Below are 13,939 nucleotides of genomic sequence, written 5' to 3'. Positions count from 1 at the left end.
TGACTACACGAAAGTGACGTATCTGCACGGAAAGGGCGAACGGATAGCGAACGTCACGCGGCAAGTAGGGAGTTGACGGCGCGCAGCGGTCGCAAGGCGTCCGGATCGGGTTGATCTTCAACATTCCAGCTATAGTCACCGGTCAGCGAGATATGCTCCCAGCCCAATGGCGCGATGTGGCGTGCGATTTCGTCGGCTGTGCCGATGTCCGCCAGCGCCATTTCGAGATAGCGAGTGTTCCACAAGATGATGGCGGCGACGAGCAGGTTGAGGCCGGAGGCGCGATAGGTCTGGTTCTCGAACCGACGATCGCGCAGTTCGCCGAGCTGGTTGAAGAAGAGCGCGCGGGCGAGCGCGTTGCGGGCTTCGCCTTTGTTGAGGCCCGCCTGGGTGCGCCGGCGCAGGTCGATGTCGCGCAGCCAGTCGAGCATGAAAATGGAGCGTTCGAGGCGGCCCAGCTCGCGTAGTGCGAGGGCCAGTCCGTTCTGTCGCGGATAGGCGGACAAGCGGCGCAGCATTGCCGAAGCAGTGACGGTGCCGGTGCGGATCGACGTGGCGAACCGCAGCAGTTCGTCCCAATGCGCCGCGACATGACCCAATGCGATCGGTTCGGCCGTCATGCCGGCAAGCAAGGGGCCGGATTCTTGGCCGGGAAGGAGGTGTAAACGACGCTCCTTGATGTCGCGCAGGCGCGGCGCGAAGCGGTAGCCGAAGAAGGGCATGAGGCCGAACACATGGTCCGATGCCCCGCCCGTATCGGTGTAGTGCTCCTCGATCGTCAGGCCGGTCTGGTGATACAGCAAGCCATCCAGCACATAGGGCGCTTCGCCAGCGGTCGCCGCGATCACCCGACTTGCGAAGGGGTCATATCGATCCGAGACATGGGTGTAGAAGGCAACGCCTGGTTCGTTGCCGCTGCGCGCGTTGATGTCGCCGATCGCGGCCCCACGGCCCCCGGCATGAAATTGCTGTCCGTCGCTCGACGAAGTGGTGCCGTCTCCCCACAGCGCGGCGAGCGGCATGGCGCGATGGGCGTCGATCAGCCTTCCCAACGCTTCGCCATAGGCGGCTTCGCTGATGTGCCAGTCGTGAAGATGGGCGAGCTGACGCAGACTTGCGCCCCGGCAGGTTTCCGCCATGCGTGTGAGGCCGAGATTGATGCCATCGGCGAGGATGACCGTGAGCAGCGCATTGCGATCGTCGGCTTCCCGGCCCGAACGACGATGGATGAAGCATTCGCTGAACCCGGTCCAGGCATCGACCTCCAGCAGAAGATCGGTGATCTTCACGCGCGGCAGTCGATCATAGGCGGCGCGACGGGCAATCTCGGTGGCGGGCGGTGTTGCCGCCTTCAGCGGCGAGATGATGAGACCGTTTTCGTCAAGCTTAACCTGGGGCAGCTCCCCTTGCCGTGCAAGGACCGTTACCTGCTCGATCGCCGTGTCGAGCCTGGTGCGCCGTTCCTCGATATGGCGCTCGAAATCCGTTTCGATGGCGAGCGGCAACGGCCCCTTCTCGCGCAGCGCCGCAAAGGTCGCCGGCGGTATGAGATAGCTGTCGAAATCGCGAAACTGCCGGCTTCCCGCGACCCATATATCCCCGGCTCGCAACCGCTCGCGTAGTTGCGACAAGGCGCATAGTTCATAAGCGGCACGATCAACGATGCCATCCCGCAGGACGAACGGGCGCCATGCGGGCGGCACAAAGCGTAGCGGCACGCGATCAGGCAAGCGCCGTTTGCCGGTCCGATATAGCTCCGCGATGATGGCCAGCGCTGACAGGAGCCCCTGAACCGCGCCGGCGCCGCGAAACTCGAAGGCGTTGAGAAAAGCGCCGACAAAGAGCTTCACCGTCCGATGCCGCTCGATCAATTCGGCGGTGCGATCGACGGTTTCCGGTCGCCCGAGCACTTCGGCCTGCTCGACGGCCACGGCGAAGTGCTGCCAGTCCAGCGCCTCGATCTGCGCCAGAGAATCCACGCCCTTGCTGCGCGCGTCGATGAGGAGGCGGCAAGACCCCGTGAGCGTCCGGAGGTGGCCTTGCAACTCGCGCACCGTCTTGAGGGCTTTGTCGCGGGTCCGGTTCTCGGCGCGGCGCGCCATGCTGCCCAACAGCTTGTCGAACATCGTCAGGGTGGCGTCGGTCAGGCTTTCCTCAAGCCGGATGCCGGTTGCCGCCAGCGTCGCATGGCGGCGCAGGGCATTGAGTTCGCCAAGGTGCTGGGGTGTGATGCGGCTGCCTTCGTCCGCCAGCCTGTCAAAAGTCAAAGCCGGGATCATGTCGGCACGGGCGCGATCGAGGCCCAGCGCGCGGATATAGGCGAGCCGTTCGATCAGGCGCAGGATGTTGCGCGCTGCCGGCGATTGTGGCGCATTGCGCATCCAGGATAGCCATGTCGCGACCTGCCCCGGTCGTCGGGCCAGCAAATCGTCCAGGCCCTGAAGGGTGTCAGGCAGCAGGCCATTCGTGAGCACTTCATAGGTAAGCTGTTCGGCTTGCTGGCGCGCCCGCCGCAGCACCGCTTCGAGAATCGACGGAGAAGGCAGGAGGATCTGCAGGCGCCGGAGTTCATCGACGATGACGTCTGCCATCTGGCCGGGGTGTATGATGGTCTGCGCGATTGGGACCGAGAAGGCGACAACTTCACGGAAAGCGTTGCGGTCAAAAATCCTGAACCCGTGCGATCGTCGGATTTCGACGAGATGCTCGCGACGGGTCTGGTCCCGATGGGCATAATCCGCGAAGGCTGCCGGCGCGACGCCGAGTTGCTGCGCCACATAGGCGAGCACAGGAGCGGGCGGGACTTCGCCCGCTTCCAGCGCACGGCCAGGCCATCTCATATATAGCATGAGCATCGCATAGCCGAGCCGGGTGGCATCGCCGCGACGGCGGCCGACAATTTCCAGGTCGTCGCTGGTCAGCGTATAATGACGCGCGATCTCGCGCTCATCGAGCGGCGCGCCATAATGCCTCGCCCAGATTTCCAGGCTCACCAGTCGCCGTCTCGCCAAGCATCATCTCCTTCGCTTTGCGTGTCCGTCAGACGGTCCTCTGGCGGCCAACAGGAATATGTCCGTTAACTCTGGACCTGTAACGGCGATTCGGACAAGATCGCATAATGACGGGAAAACGGACAGGATCGGGCATCATGTGGCGCTGATCGGCTATGCGCGCGTCTCGACCGCAGACCAGAAGCTGTCGCTCCAGCTTGACGCGCTGAACACTGCCGGGTGCGACCGTATATTCGACGATCACGCATCCGGGGCAAAAGCCGATCGGCCTGGCGGTAACCGAAGCGCTCGCCTATTTGCGCCCCGGCGACACGCTGGTGGTCTGGAAACTCGACCGCCTCGGCCGCTCGATGAGCCACCTGATCGAGAAGGTCGGCGAGCTTGCGGCGCGCGGCATCGGGTTCCGCTCACTCACCGAGAATATCGACACCACCACTTCGGGCGGCATGCTGGTGTTCAACATCTTCGGCTCGCTGGCCCAATTCGAGCGTGACCTGATCCGTGAACGCACTCATGCCGGCCTCAAGGCCGCACGCGAGCGGGGCAACAAGGGTGGTCGCCGGCCTGTCGTTACCCCCGACAAACTACGTAAAGCGCGGGCGCATATCGCAGCGGGCCTCACTGTTCGTGAGGCGGCGGCCCGGCTCAAGATCGGCAAAACCGCCCTATACAAGGCTCTGGAAAACGCGTGAAACCGCTGGCGATCAAGAACTCGTGGGTGCTGGTCACAGGGGCTTCGACCGGTTTGGGCAGAGCGTCCGCCCTCCGCTTGGCGGCATCGTACCAGGCCAAGCCCCTGATTGTTGGACGAAGGCTCGACAACTTGCGGGAGCTACAGACCGAAATTGACGAGCGGTTCAATGTGCCGTGCGAGATTATAGTGGCTGATCAACGTGAAATCGAGGGCAGGGAGAAAATCGCGGCTAAGGTTGCAGAATTGCAAGTAACAGCCGCTTTGTTGGTTGCCGGAATGACGAGCGTTGGTTCATTTGATGCAGGCCGTGCCGACACTTATGCCGAGGTAATTGAAACAAACATACTCGGTTTCACGGATTTGCTGGCTCGCCTGATTGCGATTTTCAGGGAGCAGCCGTTTGAATCCTCAGTAATCGCCGTGTCGAGCCTGGCGGGCGAAACATCCGTGCCCTTCCAAGCGGTCTACGGCGCGTCGAAAGCCTATGTGAGCACCCTCATGCGAGCGCTTTCCGTGGAGCTTGCCGGGACGGGAGTGAGTGTTGGGTCTTTTGCACCCGGTGGAATCGACACAGACATGGCTGCCCTCAGCGATTTGAAGTGGGGGAGGTTGGGTTTGATGGACGTTGACCGGTGCGCGGCCCATGCAGTCCACGCTCTGGTTTATCGGCAATCCTTCGCCATACCGGGGATGGGCAACCAGCTCACATATTTGGCGAGCAGGGTTCTACCTCGATCGTTGGTCAATCGGATTGCCGCCCTCCCATATCGGCGCCCGTAGGGCGGCACCACATAAAAGGGGCAGGAAAGCCTGCGAATAGCATCTGCTGGCATCGTACCGGATTTGTTCGCCCTTAGCGTGCAGATACGTCACTTTCGTGTAGTCACCCCTATCTGGTGGGCGGCCTGCTGGGGATCGGCGCCGGTGTGTTCGGGTGGCGGATATTCAACGGCCGATGGTCGCTCGCCCACTCGATTCGCCGTAAAAGCGTTTAAACGGATCTCCCGCCGGAAATCGACCCGCCCTGAGAAGTCCGTAGAGCGCCATAGGCGGTTCCGACGGCGGGAACCTATCCGAGAGCTGGAAAGGCGCTGGGTCGCCCGGAAATCGCGCCTGTGGGGGCGTTTCCGCCTTCCCTGCCCTCTCCGATTGCGCGCCGCCCTTCCGCCTGGCTTTTCTGGAAAGCCATTTGCAACGGTAGGTCTAGGAGGTTTGCTGCCGATAGGAGCGCGACGGTTGCCATCATCCTCAAACAAACAAAGCGCGCCGGCGAAGCCGGCTCATCATGGGGGATGCCGGGTGGGAGGATCGCTTTAGCGATCCGGGGCGGCCGAAGGCCGCGAGCCGGCGGGGGCGAAGCCCCCAAGAGGCGGCGCTTTTCTCTTCCTCTGACAGGCGGAAAGCACCACGGCCTGAAGTTATCCACAGCCTCGCCTAGTGTTAAAATATGGGTTTAGAGTTGTGTTACGGGTTTTGGGCGATTTCGTATCACATTGTAATTACGTTATTAATCGGCCATTTCCCGGGGGTGGGTGAATCCACTATGACGAAAAAGCGAATCTAGAGTGACGATAAGGCGAATCCACTCTGACGATAGACGAGCCCGCTCCAAGCGTAATCGAAATGACGATAGCGCACGGGTGAATTTGAAATGACGATAATCCGCTTGCGTTAGTGAAATGACGATAGTAGCTCTCTGTCACTGAAATGACGATAGAGCCCTCCCCTTCCCTGTTTGACGCCGTGCCGGCCGTGGCCGTGGAAGGCGACGATCGCACGCCGCTGTTGCCGGTGCGGCACCCCAACCAGGACCTGTTCATTTGCGACGTGCTCGATGCCATCCCCAAGGATGACATGGCCTCGATGGAGCATCCGGTTTTCTCGCTCTCGACCAAGCCCGACAACCGAATGCGGCGCTACGAGCATAACGGCAACGTTATCGAGATCATCCCTTCGGGCAAGGGCCTGGCGACGATCCACGACAAGGACATATTGATCTACTGCATTTCGCAGCTCGTCGCGAAATTGAACAGGGGCGAATCCCCTAGCCGCACCGTCCGCCTGCAAGCCTATGACATGCTGGTCGCCACCAACCGGCAGACCAGCGGCGAAGGCTATCGACTGATGGCCGACGCCCTTACCCGCCTGCGCGGAACCACCGTGCGGACCAACATTCAGACCGGCGGCGTTGAGGAAACGCGGATTTTCGGCTTGATCGAGGAAGCCAGGATCACCCGCAAGACGTTCGATGGCCGGATGCTCGATCTCGAAATCACCCTGTCGGAATGGGTATATCGCTCTGTCATCAGCAAGAACGTCCTGACTCTCCATCGGGACTATTTCCGACTCCGCAAGCCGTTCGAGCGGCGTATGTATGAGTTGGCGCGCAAGCATTGCGGGGTGAAGGACGAATGGAAGATCGGGCTGGAGCTGCTACAGAAGAAATGCGGCTCGAACAGCCCGCTCCGGGTGTTTCGGGCCTTGGTCAAGAAGGTCTGCGAGCATGACGCGGAGCACAGTCATTTCCCCGACTATGCCGTGACGATGGATGATGACCTGATCCTGTTCCGCAACCGCTCGGGCCTCAAGTCCAAGCCCGATCCGGCCGCCGTCGCCGACGATTCCCCCTATATCGATCCTGAGACGATGCACGACGCCAAGACGGCCGCGCCGGGATATGACGTGTACGCACTCTATGAAGAGTGGGTGTCGTGGTGGTACGACATGGGCAAGCCGGAACTGAAAAGCCCCCGCGCTGCCTTCCTCGGTTTCTGTAAAAAACGGCACGAACGGAAACCGATGCGTTGACCCCATGTGTACATGCCCACATGCAAACATTGATTAGGGAGGTTGGAGCGCGCCGTCTACCAAATGAAGCATAGTCGCCAACGTTTGCGACAGTGGGGATGAATACAGGGGGAATGATCGCTTTGCGATCTGTCTCACGACAGGGGCGACCCGGCAACGGAGCGCCCCTTTTCTATGGCCGCACGACGGCCTCACCGAGGGTGTCGTGCGGGTCGGGCAGGCGGTGCTCGGGCCACGGCCGTTCGCTCAGTTGCGTTTGCACAGCGGTTCGACAATCATTCTGCCATATCTCAAAAGTTACCTGCCCTTCCTCCGGAATCATCTGCTTCATCGGAATCCGGCGTTGGTTCAATGGCAGTGCAAGGTCTTCGTATAGCGCTCGGTCATCGAACCCTGCGTGCGCTGCCGCATCGCGGTCAGTCGAGAAATACACAGCCGCAATTCTCGACCAATAAATGGCCGCCATGCACATTGGACAAGGTTCCGAACTCGAGTAGAGGACGGCACCGTCCAAAAACGGTGATCGCATCTCAGCGCAGGCCTGTCGTATGGCCACAATTTCGGCATGGGCAGTCGGGTCATTGTTGGAATGAACGTGGTTGAAGCCTTCGCCAATGATTGTGCCATTCTTGACAATCACGGCCCCGAACGGTGGGCCGCTCTCCGTCGAGATGGCGCGCTGAGAGAGGGCTATCGCCCTTCGCATTGCTTCCTTCGGCTGAATTAGAGCGCCCATCGATAGCCGACCTTCAGAGCAGGCAATCATTGTGCCTGTTGAGCACACGGCGCGAATAATAGTCGAACGCCGCCCCATGCCGCTTCGGGTTTGAGATCCAGTGGTGGGCTTCGCGAGCGAGCGTCTCAGGGATTGGCTGGATATCCCCCGCCGCCATGGCAAGGAGCTGCATCTTCGCAGCACGCTCGATCAGCATTGCCAGTACGCAAGCCTCCTCGATCGACGCACCGGCTATCAACTGCCCATGATGCGCGAGAAGGATGGCCTTCTTGTCGCCGATCGCGGTGGAGATGATCTCGCCCTCCTCGTTGCCGACCGGGACACCGGGCCATTTCTTGAGAAAGGCAACGTCCTCGTAGAGCGGGCAAAGGTCCATATGGGACACCTCCAGCGGAACCTCGAGGGTCGAAAGCGCCGCCACATGAAGCGGGTGTGTGTGGACGATGCAGTTCACGTCTGGCCTGGCGCGATAAAGCCAGCTGTGGAAGCGATTGGCTGGGTTGGCCATTCCGTTTCCCTCGAGAACATTTAGATCCTCATCGACCAAGAGCAGATTTTGCGCACTGATCTCATCAAAGCCAAGCCCGAGCCGTTGAGTGAAGTAGGTGCCAGGCCGCTCGGTGCGGCATGTGATTTGTCCGGCCAAGCCGGAATCGTGCCCTCCTTCAAAAAGGATGCGGCAGGTGAGAGCCAGCTTCTGCCGGTCGGTCCAGCTATTCTGGACCAGCGCCGTATCCATCCGGGCTTGGGCCAGACTGACCAGTTCTTCTTTCGATGCGGCCATCGTCGTCATGTTCGTCGTTCCTTGTGATGGTCCATCCTGCCGGGCCTTGCACACCGGATCAGTGGGCAGACAGCAGCCTGCGCAGTTCTTCCAGGCTCTCACCTTCCAAGGGCAGGAGCGGCGGGCGGGGATCGCCCGCTTCCAAGCCTTTCAGTCGGAGACCGGCCTTTACGGTCGTCGGCAGACCCCCATGAACGATGAAGCGAAGGATCGGGAGCAGACTGTAAAAGAGTGCTCGCGCATCTTCCAGTTTGCCCCCCGCCATGAGCGAAAACAACCGAGCCGGCTCATCACCAATGAGGTTAGGTGCAGCAGTGCACCAACCTGCCGCCCCGGCTGCCAGAGCCTCAAGCGTGAGGTGGTTGGCACCATTGTAGAACGGGATGGTGCCGTCCGACAACTCGCGGATGGCGTGCATCCGATGAAGATCACCACTGCTTGTTGATTTCCGGTGAGATGTGACCCGGGATTTCCACCGAGAACTGACCCGCCTGATAGTTATGTTTCGATTGTCATTGGTGGGTCAAGATGATGTTTCTCCTTTTCGGGTTTGGCTTGCTGGGCCGAGCTGTTCTTGAAGCGGAAGCTGTCGTTTCCGGTTTCCAGTATGTGGCAGTGGTGGGTGAGGCGATCGAGGAGCGCGGTGGTCATTTTTGCGTCACCGAACACGCTGGCCCATTCGCTGAAGCTCAGGTTCGTGGTGATGACGACGCTGGTGCGCTCATAAAGTTTGCTGAGCAGATGGAAGAGCAGCGCGCCGCCTGATGCGCTGAACGGCAGATAGCCGAGCTCATCGAGGATCACGAGGTCGGAGTGGATCAGGCGATTGGCGATCTGCCCGGCTCTGCCCTGGGCCTTTTCCTGTTCGAGGGCGTTGACCAGTTCGACCGTGGAGAAGAAGCGGACCCGTTTTCGGTGCTGCTCGATGGCCCGTACGCCGAGCGCCGTAGCGACGTGGGTCTTGCCGGTGCCCGGACCGCCGACCAGCACGATATTGTCGGCGACGTCGATAAAGTCGCAGCGATGCAGCTGCCGGACCAGCGCCTCGTTGACCTCACTGCTGACAAAGTCGAAGCCCGCCAGATCGCGATAGGCCGGGAACCGCGCCACCTTGAGCTGATAGGCGACGGACCGGACCTCTCGCTCGGCCGTTTCGGCTTTCAGCAACTGGGACAGGATCGGCACCGCCGCCTCGAAGGCCGGTGCGCCCTGAGCCATGAGATCGGCGACGGCCTGCGCCATGCCATGCATTTTCAGGCTGCGCAGCATGACGACGATGGCACCGCTGGCGGGATCATGACGCATGGCGGTTCTCCCGGCGCAGGGCGTCATAGCGCTCGACATTGGCCATCGGTTCGCTGGCCAGCCTCAGCGCCTGCGGCGCCGTGACCGGTGGCGTCGAGATCGGCTTTCCATCGAGCAGCCGATGCAGCAGGTTGAGGATATGGGTCTTGGTCGGAACACCCGCATCGAGCGCTATCGCGACGGCGGTCAGGACGGCCTGTTCGTCGTGATGCAGGACCAGCGCCAGGATCTCGACCATTTCCCTGTCGCCGCCGGGATTGCGCAGCAGATGCCGTTGCAGCCGCTGGAAGGGATCGGGCAGGTCGAGGAACGGCGCCCCATTGCGCAGCGCGCCGGGCTTGCGCTGGACAACCGCGAGATAATGCCGCCAGTCATAGACCGTATGCCCCGGGCCATCATGGGACCGGTCGATGATGCGCCGATGCTCACATATGATCTGTCCCTCGGCGACGACCAGGAAGCGGTCAGGATAGACCCGCAGGCTGACGGGCCGATTGGCGAAGGACGCCGGCACACTGTAACGGTTGCGCTCCAGATGCACGAGGCAGGTCGGCGAGACCCGCTTGCCATGTTCGACAAAGCCGTCGAACGGCCTGCCCACCGGCATCAGGCATTGCGCCTCATCGGCCCAGGCATCGGCGACAGAGCCTGGCTCGATTCCATGCGGGATGTCCTGCCATAGCGCCTTGCAGCGCTGTTCCAGCCACAGGTTGAGGGCATCAAGGCTCTCGGCCTGCGGCGTGGGTTGCCACAGGCGATGCCGTGCATCCTGGACGTTCTTCTCGACCTGTCCCTTCTCCCAGCCTGCTGCCGGATTACAGAACTCGGCCTCGAACAGGTAATGGCTGACCATCGTGAGGAAGCGGGTGTTGACGTTACGCTCCTTGCCGCGCCCGACCTTGTCGACGGCGGTACGCATATTGTCGTAAATCCCCCGGCGCGGCACCCCGCCCAGCACGCGGAACGCATGATTATGGGCGTCGAACAGCATCTCATGGGTCTGAAGAAGATAGGCCCGCAGGGTGAAGGCCCGGCTGTGGCTGAGCTTGAAGTGCGCCACCTGCAGCTTTGTGCGCACGCCGTCGAGGATCGCCCAGTCCTCGCTCCAGTCGAACTGGAACGCTTCTCCTGGGGCAAAGGATAGCGGCACGAATGTCCCGCGGCCGCTCATCTGCTGCTGACGGCGATAGGCATCGTGCCACGCCCGCGCGAAGGCCGCGACCCGGCCATAGGAACCGTCATAGCCCAGACTCACCAGATCGGCGTGCAACTGCTTGATCGTGCGCTTCTGCTTGCGCGAGCGAGCCATCTCCCGTTGCAGCCAGGCCGACAGTCGTTCCGCAAACGGATCCAGCTTGCTCGCCCGCTCGGGCACCTTGAACTGCGGTTCGATCGTATCTGACCGCAGATATTTACGGATCGTATTCCGTGACAGTCCTGTGCGCCGGACAATCTCGCGGATCGATAGATGATCGCGGTAATGCCAGCGCCGGATAACGCTCAATAACGCCATGTCCAACACTCCATGATCCCCCGCTCGCCAAAGCCAGGGGTGAGTTCAACATGGGTCACTTCTCGATGGAAATTTATGCCCTTCCCGGGTCACATCTCACCGGAAATCAACACTTACACATGACATCGGTGCTTGCATCATTTCTGAAAGAACACCCGGCCATTGACGTGACGGCCATAGAATTGTCGAATAGCGCCATCATCGCGGGTGTTACGGATGGCACGTTGGATCTGGGTGTCGCGTTCGGGCCGATCGAGGCTCCGCTACCCACACAGCCCCTCTATAACGACCGGCTTATGCTCGCGTGTGCAAGTGGACATTCGCTAGCATCACTCGATCGCGTCCCCCTAGAGGCGCTGGCAAAAGAATCCCTGGCGCTGCTTACGCCGGATTACAGTACGCGGCGGGCGCTCGACCGTTATTTCGAAGAGCATGGCATTGTTCCGCTACGGATTATTGAACTCAACACGTTCGCATCGATCTTGAATTTGGTTGAGGCAGGTCTGTGCCTATCTGTGATGCCGGGCCCACCAGACGAGAATGCATCGAAACGTGGCGGCGTAATCTTCCGCCCGCTGGCCCCAGCTCCGCCGTTACGAAGCATTCAGCTATTGCTGCCACCCGTAGCAGCGCGTTCTCCGGCGGCGATAGTCTTTGCTTCCAATCTACGGGCTAGATTTGACTGACCCAGCGGATTTTTGCGTCGCCGCACAAATCGGTGAACTATGGACAAGTATCGTAACTTTGAGCGGAGAGATTACCGGAAGCAGGAATGTCGTGGTCCGTGTGCGACAAACAGGTGATAGCCGACACTTGAGCGGGCTTCCGGCGCTTAGCGTATATCTCGGTCCGTTCTATGTACCACGACTTTCATTTGCCGAACTTTAGCACCCCGTTGATCGCCGCCTGACACCCCGCTGCAAATGCCTTAGTACGAACGTATGGGCTATCCAGCCCCAAAAGGAGTGTTAACCCTCGCGCATTTGCGCGATCTGGAAAATCCTGTGCAGTCATTGTGGTTAGAGCCAAAGCGTGGCGACTAACTAGAACCTCTATGTCCATCAAGGTGACAAGCATGTCAGCTTTGGAAGGGCTGAGGGTATTGTTCTTCAACGATGATATTCTTTGCTCGGTAGCACCGAGATCATCTAGCAAATCAGAGCGGCGTTGAGCTGCAAAACCGGATGCTGATTCTTTCATGCGAATAATCGCTTCACTGAACCATCCAAGTGCCGTGCGGTAGTTGGGAACCGTGCATTCAACCTGTGCGCTCGCTGGCGGCGACACCAACATGGCTATCGCCACTACGAATATCTTCATATAATTCCTCCCCCTATTCTAATGCTTGCATGTAAACATGCTTACTTGCCCACAGGACTTTCCCCCATTTTGCGCAGCCAGTCGTTGAATGCCTCGGCCATCGCATCCTGCAAGCTCATTCCGTGCTTGCGGGCGGTCATGTGCATGGCGAAGGACATTTCCGGGCTGAAATAGCCGGTCATCGCCTTCTTGCCCTGACGGCTCGGTGCAACCGGGCTGCTGGCCGTGCCTGCGCCGGCGGTGGACGCGATCGGCGCGGCCGCCCTCCCCTTTGGCTCGGCCGCCACCGGCGACGGCGCGGAATCGCGGTCCCGCAAAGAAAGCAATGATCCCTTCCGGCTCATACGCTGGCCCTCCGCTTCTTGGATGCTTGCATGTTTACATGCCCGCATGCCCACTTGTAAAGCTCGCGTACCTCGTCGGCCGCCTTACCGTTCGGCTCTACCTCCATCGCCGTTTTCCCCTCGGCCGCCGCATGGCGGAAGGCGGCGCGGTCCGCGATGTGGTGCGGGCAGGCCTCCAGCCCATAATCCTGCACGAGCTGGGCCGCTTCCTCATACATGCGCGGGGCGGTCGGGCTTCCCGCCGTGAAGATCACGAAAGCGGGCTTGCCGCGCATCTTCACAAGGCTGGCGGTCGTCTTGATCGCAGCCAAATCGAACGCGCTCGGCCGACAGGGGATCAACACCAGGTCGGCCGCCTCGACGGCGGCGCTGGCCGCGCTGTCGGCATGGGGCGGGGTGTCGATCACAATGAATGCCGCGCCTTGCGCCGTCGCCTGCTCGATCTTGGCGGCGAGGCGAGGGGGCGCACTGTCGATCACGACCGGAGGCGCATCCTGCCGCCATGCCGCCCATTGGCTCGCCGTCGCCTGTGGGTCCAAGTCGATCACCAGCGCGGTATGGCCGGAATCCTCGGCAGCGGCGGCCAGATGCAAGGCGAGGGTGGTTTTGCCCGCTCCCCCCTTCTGGCTGATGATGGCGATTGTTGGCATGTGAATGTCCTTACATGACCGCATGTTTGCATGTGGTCATAGCGCAAGCGACTATCGGATGAAAGGGGCGGGGCGCCTTAGCCATCATCGCCGCCCTTATCCCCGCTGTCATCGTCGAGCGGATCGTGCTGCATCTGGCCATGATCCTCGATCGGGCAAAGCGGAGCCCCGGCCTGTTCCAGCCATTTGCGCGCGGTCCTGACGGTGTAGCCGCACGTGGCGCACTCGCATTTGAGCATCCGGGTTTTCTGCTTCCTGGGCGCGGTCGACTGCCCGTCCGTGTCGAGACGGGCATGGGGGAGGGGGCCAACGCCCTCCAAGATCGGCGCGACCGCCGCAAGGAACGCCTCGCCGGGGGTGGTGGCGCGCATCGGCCCGACCAGCCCCAACCCTAGCGCGACCCGTTTAAACGCCTTCCCATGTCCGGCCGGGATGCCGACGGCGGCATGGACCAGCTCATGCGCGAGGATGGCGGCGATCTGCGACGGCATCGCGTCGGGCGCGTGCGCGAGGTCCGGGCGGATGAAGATTTCAAAATGGCCGTCCGCGCTAAGTCGATTATCCCAGCACTCGCCGATCGTCTTGCCCTTTGCGCCCCTGCTGGTGAAACCGATTGCGACACGCACGCGGTCGGGCAGGGGGGCATCCAGCGCCTCGAACAGCGGAGCCATGCCCAGCGCCACCTGGTTGAGCCAGCTTTCGCGGTTGTCGTCGGTCATCGCATTTGTCCTTCAAATCGCCCACGGGGCGATGGCCTCGCCATCGCTCCCGAGT

General features: G+C 61.1%; 13 protein-coding genes and 1 pseudogene. 4 read left to right on the top strand and 10 right to left on the bottom strand.

The window, feature by feature from the left end; all coding sequences use genetic code 11:
• Positions 1–53: 53 nt before the first annotated feature.
• Positions 54–3,011: a Tn3 family transposase gene (locus ACWNC0_RS00165; protein ID WP_031286087.1), complete on the bottom strand. Its 2,958-nt coding sequence runs from the start codon at positions 3,009–3,011 to the stop codon at positions 54–56.
• A 139-nt stretch (positions 3,012–3,150) separates the two neighbouring features.
• On the opposite strand from ACWNC0_RS00165, the pseudogene ACWNC0_RS00160 reads away from it, so the two are divergent.
• From ACWNC0_RS00160 to ACWNC0_RS00150, 3 genes and pseudogenes are all read left to right on the top strand, one after another.
• A pseudogene (locus ACWNC0_RS00160) lies at positions 3,151–3,703 on the top strand (recombinase family protein).
• Entirely contained in the window at positions 3,700–4,485 is a 786-nt protein-coding gene (locus ACWNC0_RS00155) for an SDR family NAD(P)-dependent oxidoreductase (protein ID WP_004213209.1), read from the top strand. The pseudogene ACWNC0_RS00160 and the gene ACWNC0_RS00155 overlap by 4 nt, the downstream one beginning before the upstream one ends.
• Positions 4,486–5,412: 927 nt before the next feature.
• On the top strand, positions 5,413–6,513 hold the full coding sequence (locus tag ACWNC0_RS00150) for a replication initiator protein A (protein WP_449468725.1): 1,101 nt from the start codon (positions 5,413–5,415) through the stop codon (positions 6,511–6,513).
• A 172-nt stretch (positions 6,514–6,685) separates the two neighbouring features.
• Here the strand turns inward: ACWNC0_RS00150 and ACWNC0_RS00145 are convergent, their stop codons facing one another.
• The 5 genes from ACWNC0_RS00145 to istA are packed head-to-tail and all read right to left on the bottom strand — an operon-like array spanning position 6,686 to position 10,851.
• Positions 6,686–7,219, bottom strand: a complete 534-nt coding sequence (locus tag ACWNC0_RS00145; protein WP_449468724.1) for a nucleoside deaminase — start codon at positions 7,217–7,219, stop codon at positions 6,686–6,688.
• Positions 7,220–7,262: 43 nt separating this feature from the next.
• A complete protein-coding gene (locus tag ACWNC0_RS00140; protein WP_449468723.1) occupies positions 7,263–8,042 on the bottom strand; it encodes an aldolase in 780 nt (259 codons plus the stop codon).
• A gap of 49 nt (positions 8,043–8,091) precedes the next feature.
• A complete protein-coding gene (locus tag ACWNC0_RS00135; protein WP_449468728.1) occupies positions 8,092–8,529 on the bottom strand; it encodes a dihydrodipicolinate synthase family protein in 438 nt (145 codons plus the stop codon).
• 2 nt (positions 8,530–8,531) lie between these two features.
• Entirely contained in the window at positions 8,532–9,338 is an 807-nt protein-coding gene (gene istB, locus ACWNC0_RS00130; RefSeq protein WP_449468721.1) for an IS21-like element helper ATPase IstB, read from the bottom strand.
• The gene (gene istA / locus ACWNC0_RS00125) at positions 9,328–10,851 is read right to left on the bottom strand and encodes an IS21 family transposase (RefSeq protein WP_449468719.1); all 1,524 of its coding nucleotides are present in this window, start codon (positions 10,849–10,851) and stop codon (positions 9,328–9,330) included. Before istA ends, istB begins: the two co-directional genes overlap by 11 nt.
• 50 nt (positions 10,852–10,901) lie before the next feature.
• Between istA and ACWNC0_RS00120 the strand changes: the two genes are divergently transcribed.
• Positions 10,902–11,537: a LysR family transcriptional regulator substrate-binding protein gene (locus ACWNC0_RS00120; RefSeq protein ID WP_449468718.1), complete on the top strand. Its 636-nt coding sequence runs from the start codon at positions 10,902–10,904 to the stop codon at positions 11,535–11,537.
• Positions 11,538–11,721: 184 nt separating this feature from the next.
• On the opposite strand, the gene ACWNC0_RS00115 is transcribed toward ACWNC0_RS00120, so the two are convergent.
• The 4 genes from ACWNC0_RS00115 to ACWNC0_RS00100 all read right to left on the bottom strand — a co-directional run bounded on the left by ACWNC0_RS00115 (position 11,722) and on the right by ACWNC0_RS00100 (position 13,884).
• Positions 11,722–12,171: a hypothetical protein gene (locus ACWNC0_RS00115; RefSeq protein ID WP_449468716.1), complete on the bottom strand. Its 450-nt coding sequence runs from the start codon at positions 12,169–12,171 to the stop codon at positions 11,722–11,724.
• 41 nt (positions 12,172–12,212) lie between these two features.
• Entirely contained in the window at positions 12,213–12,515 is a 303-nt protein-coding gene (locus ACWNC0_RS00110) for a ribbon-helix-helix domain-containing protein (RefSeq protein ID WP_449468715.1), read from the bottom strand.
• On the bottom strand, positions 12,512–13,165 hold the full coding sequence (gene parA, locus ACWNC0_RS00105) for a ParA family partition ATPase (protein ID WP_449468714.1): 654 nt from the start codon (positions 13,163–13,165) through the stop codon (positions 12,512–12,514). The genes ACWNC0_RS00110 and parA overlap by 4 nt, the downstream gene beginning before the upstream one ends.
• Positions 13,166–13,242: 77 nt before the next feature.
• A complete protein-coding gene (locus ACWNC0_RS00100; RefSeq protein ID WP_449468713.1) occupies positions 13,243–13,884 on the bottom strand; it encodes a transcription elongation protein SprT in 642 nt (213 codons plus the stop codon).
• Positions 13,885–13,939: the final 55 nt, after the last annotated feature.

The organism is Sphingobium chungangianum (assembly GCF_977014255.1).
The sequence above is the reverse complement of the archived record's forward strand: the minus strand, read 5'-3'. Positions and strand labels throughout refer to the sequence as shown.

What these genes read in the sequence shown, in the direction of transcription:
- ACWNC0_RS00100 (WP_449468713.1), bottom strand. Translation starts at nt 13,884, where the DNA reads ATGACCGACGACAACCGCGAAAGCTGGCTCAACCAGGTGGCGCTGGGC.
- istA (WP_449468719.1), bottom strand. Translation starts at nt 10,851, where the DNA reads ATGGCGTTATTGAGCGTTATCCGGCGCTGGCATTACCGCGATCATCTA.
- ACWNC0_RS00115 (WP_449468716.1), bottom strand. Translation starts at nt 12,171, where the DNA reads ATGAAGATATTCGTAGTGGCGATAGCCATGTTGGTGTCGCCGCCAGCG.
- ACWNC0_RS00110 (WP_449468715.1), bottom strand. Translation starts at nt 12,515, where the DNA reads ATGAGCCGGAAGGGATCATTGCTTTCTTTGCGGGACCGCGATTCCGCG.
- ACWNC0_RS00150 (WP_449468725.1), top strand. Translation starts at nt 5,413, where the DNA reads ATGACGATAGAGCCCTCCCCTTCCCTGTTTGACGCCGTGCCGGCCGTG.
- ACWNC0_RS00140 (WP_449468723.1), bottom strand. Translation starts at nt 8,042, where the DNA reads ATGACGACGATGGCCGCATCGAAAGAAGAACTGGTCAGTCTGGCCCAA.
- ACWNC0_RS00145 (WP_449468724.1), bottom strand. Translation starts at nt 7,219, where the DNA reads ATGCGAAGGGCGATAGCCCTCTCTCAGCGCGCCATCTCGACGGAGAGC.
- parA (WP_449468714.1), bottom strand. Translation starts at nt 13,165, where the DNA reads ATGCCAACAATCGCCATCATCAGCCAGAAGGGGGGAGCGGGCAAAACC.
- istB (WP_449468721.1), bottom strand. Translation starts at nt 9,338, where the DNA reads ATGCGTCATGATCCCGCCAGCGGTGCCATCGTCGTCATGCTGCGCAGC.
- ACWNC0_RS00120 (WP_449468718.1), top strand. Translation starts at nt 10,902, where the DNA reads ATGGGTCACTTCTCGATGGAAATTTATGCCCTTCCCGGGTCACATCTC.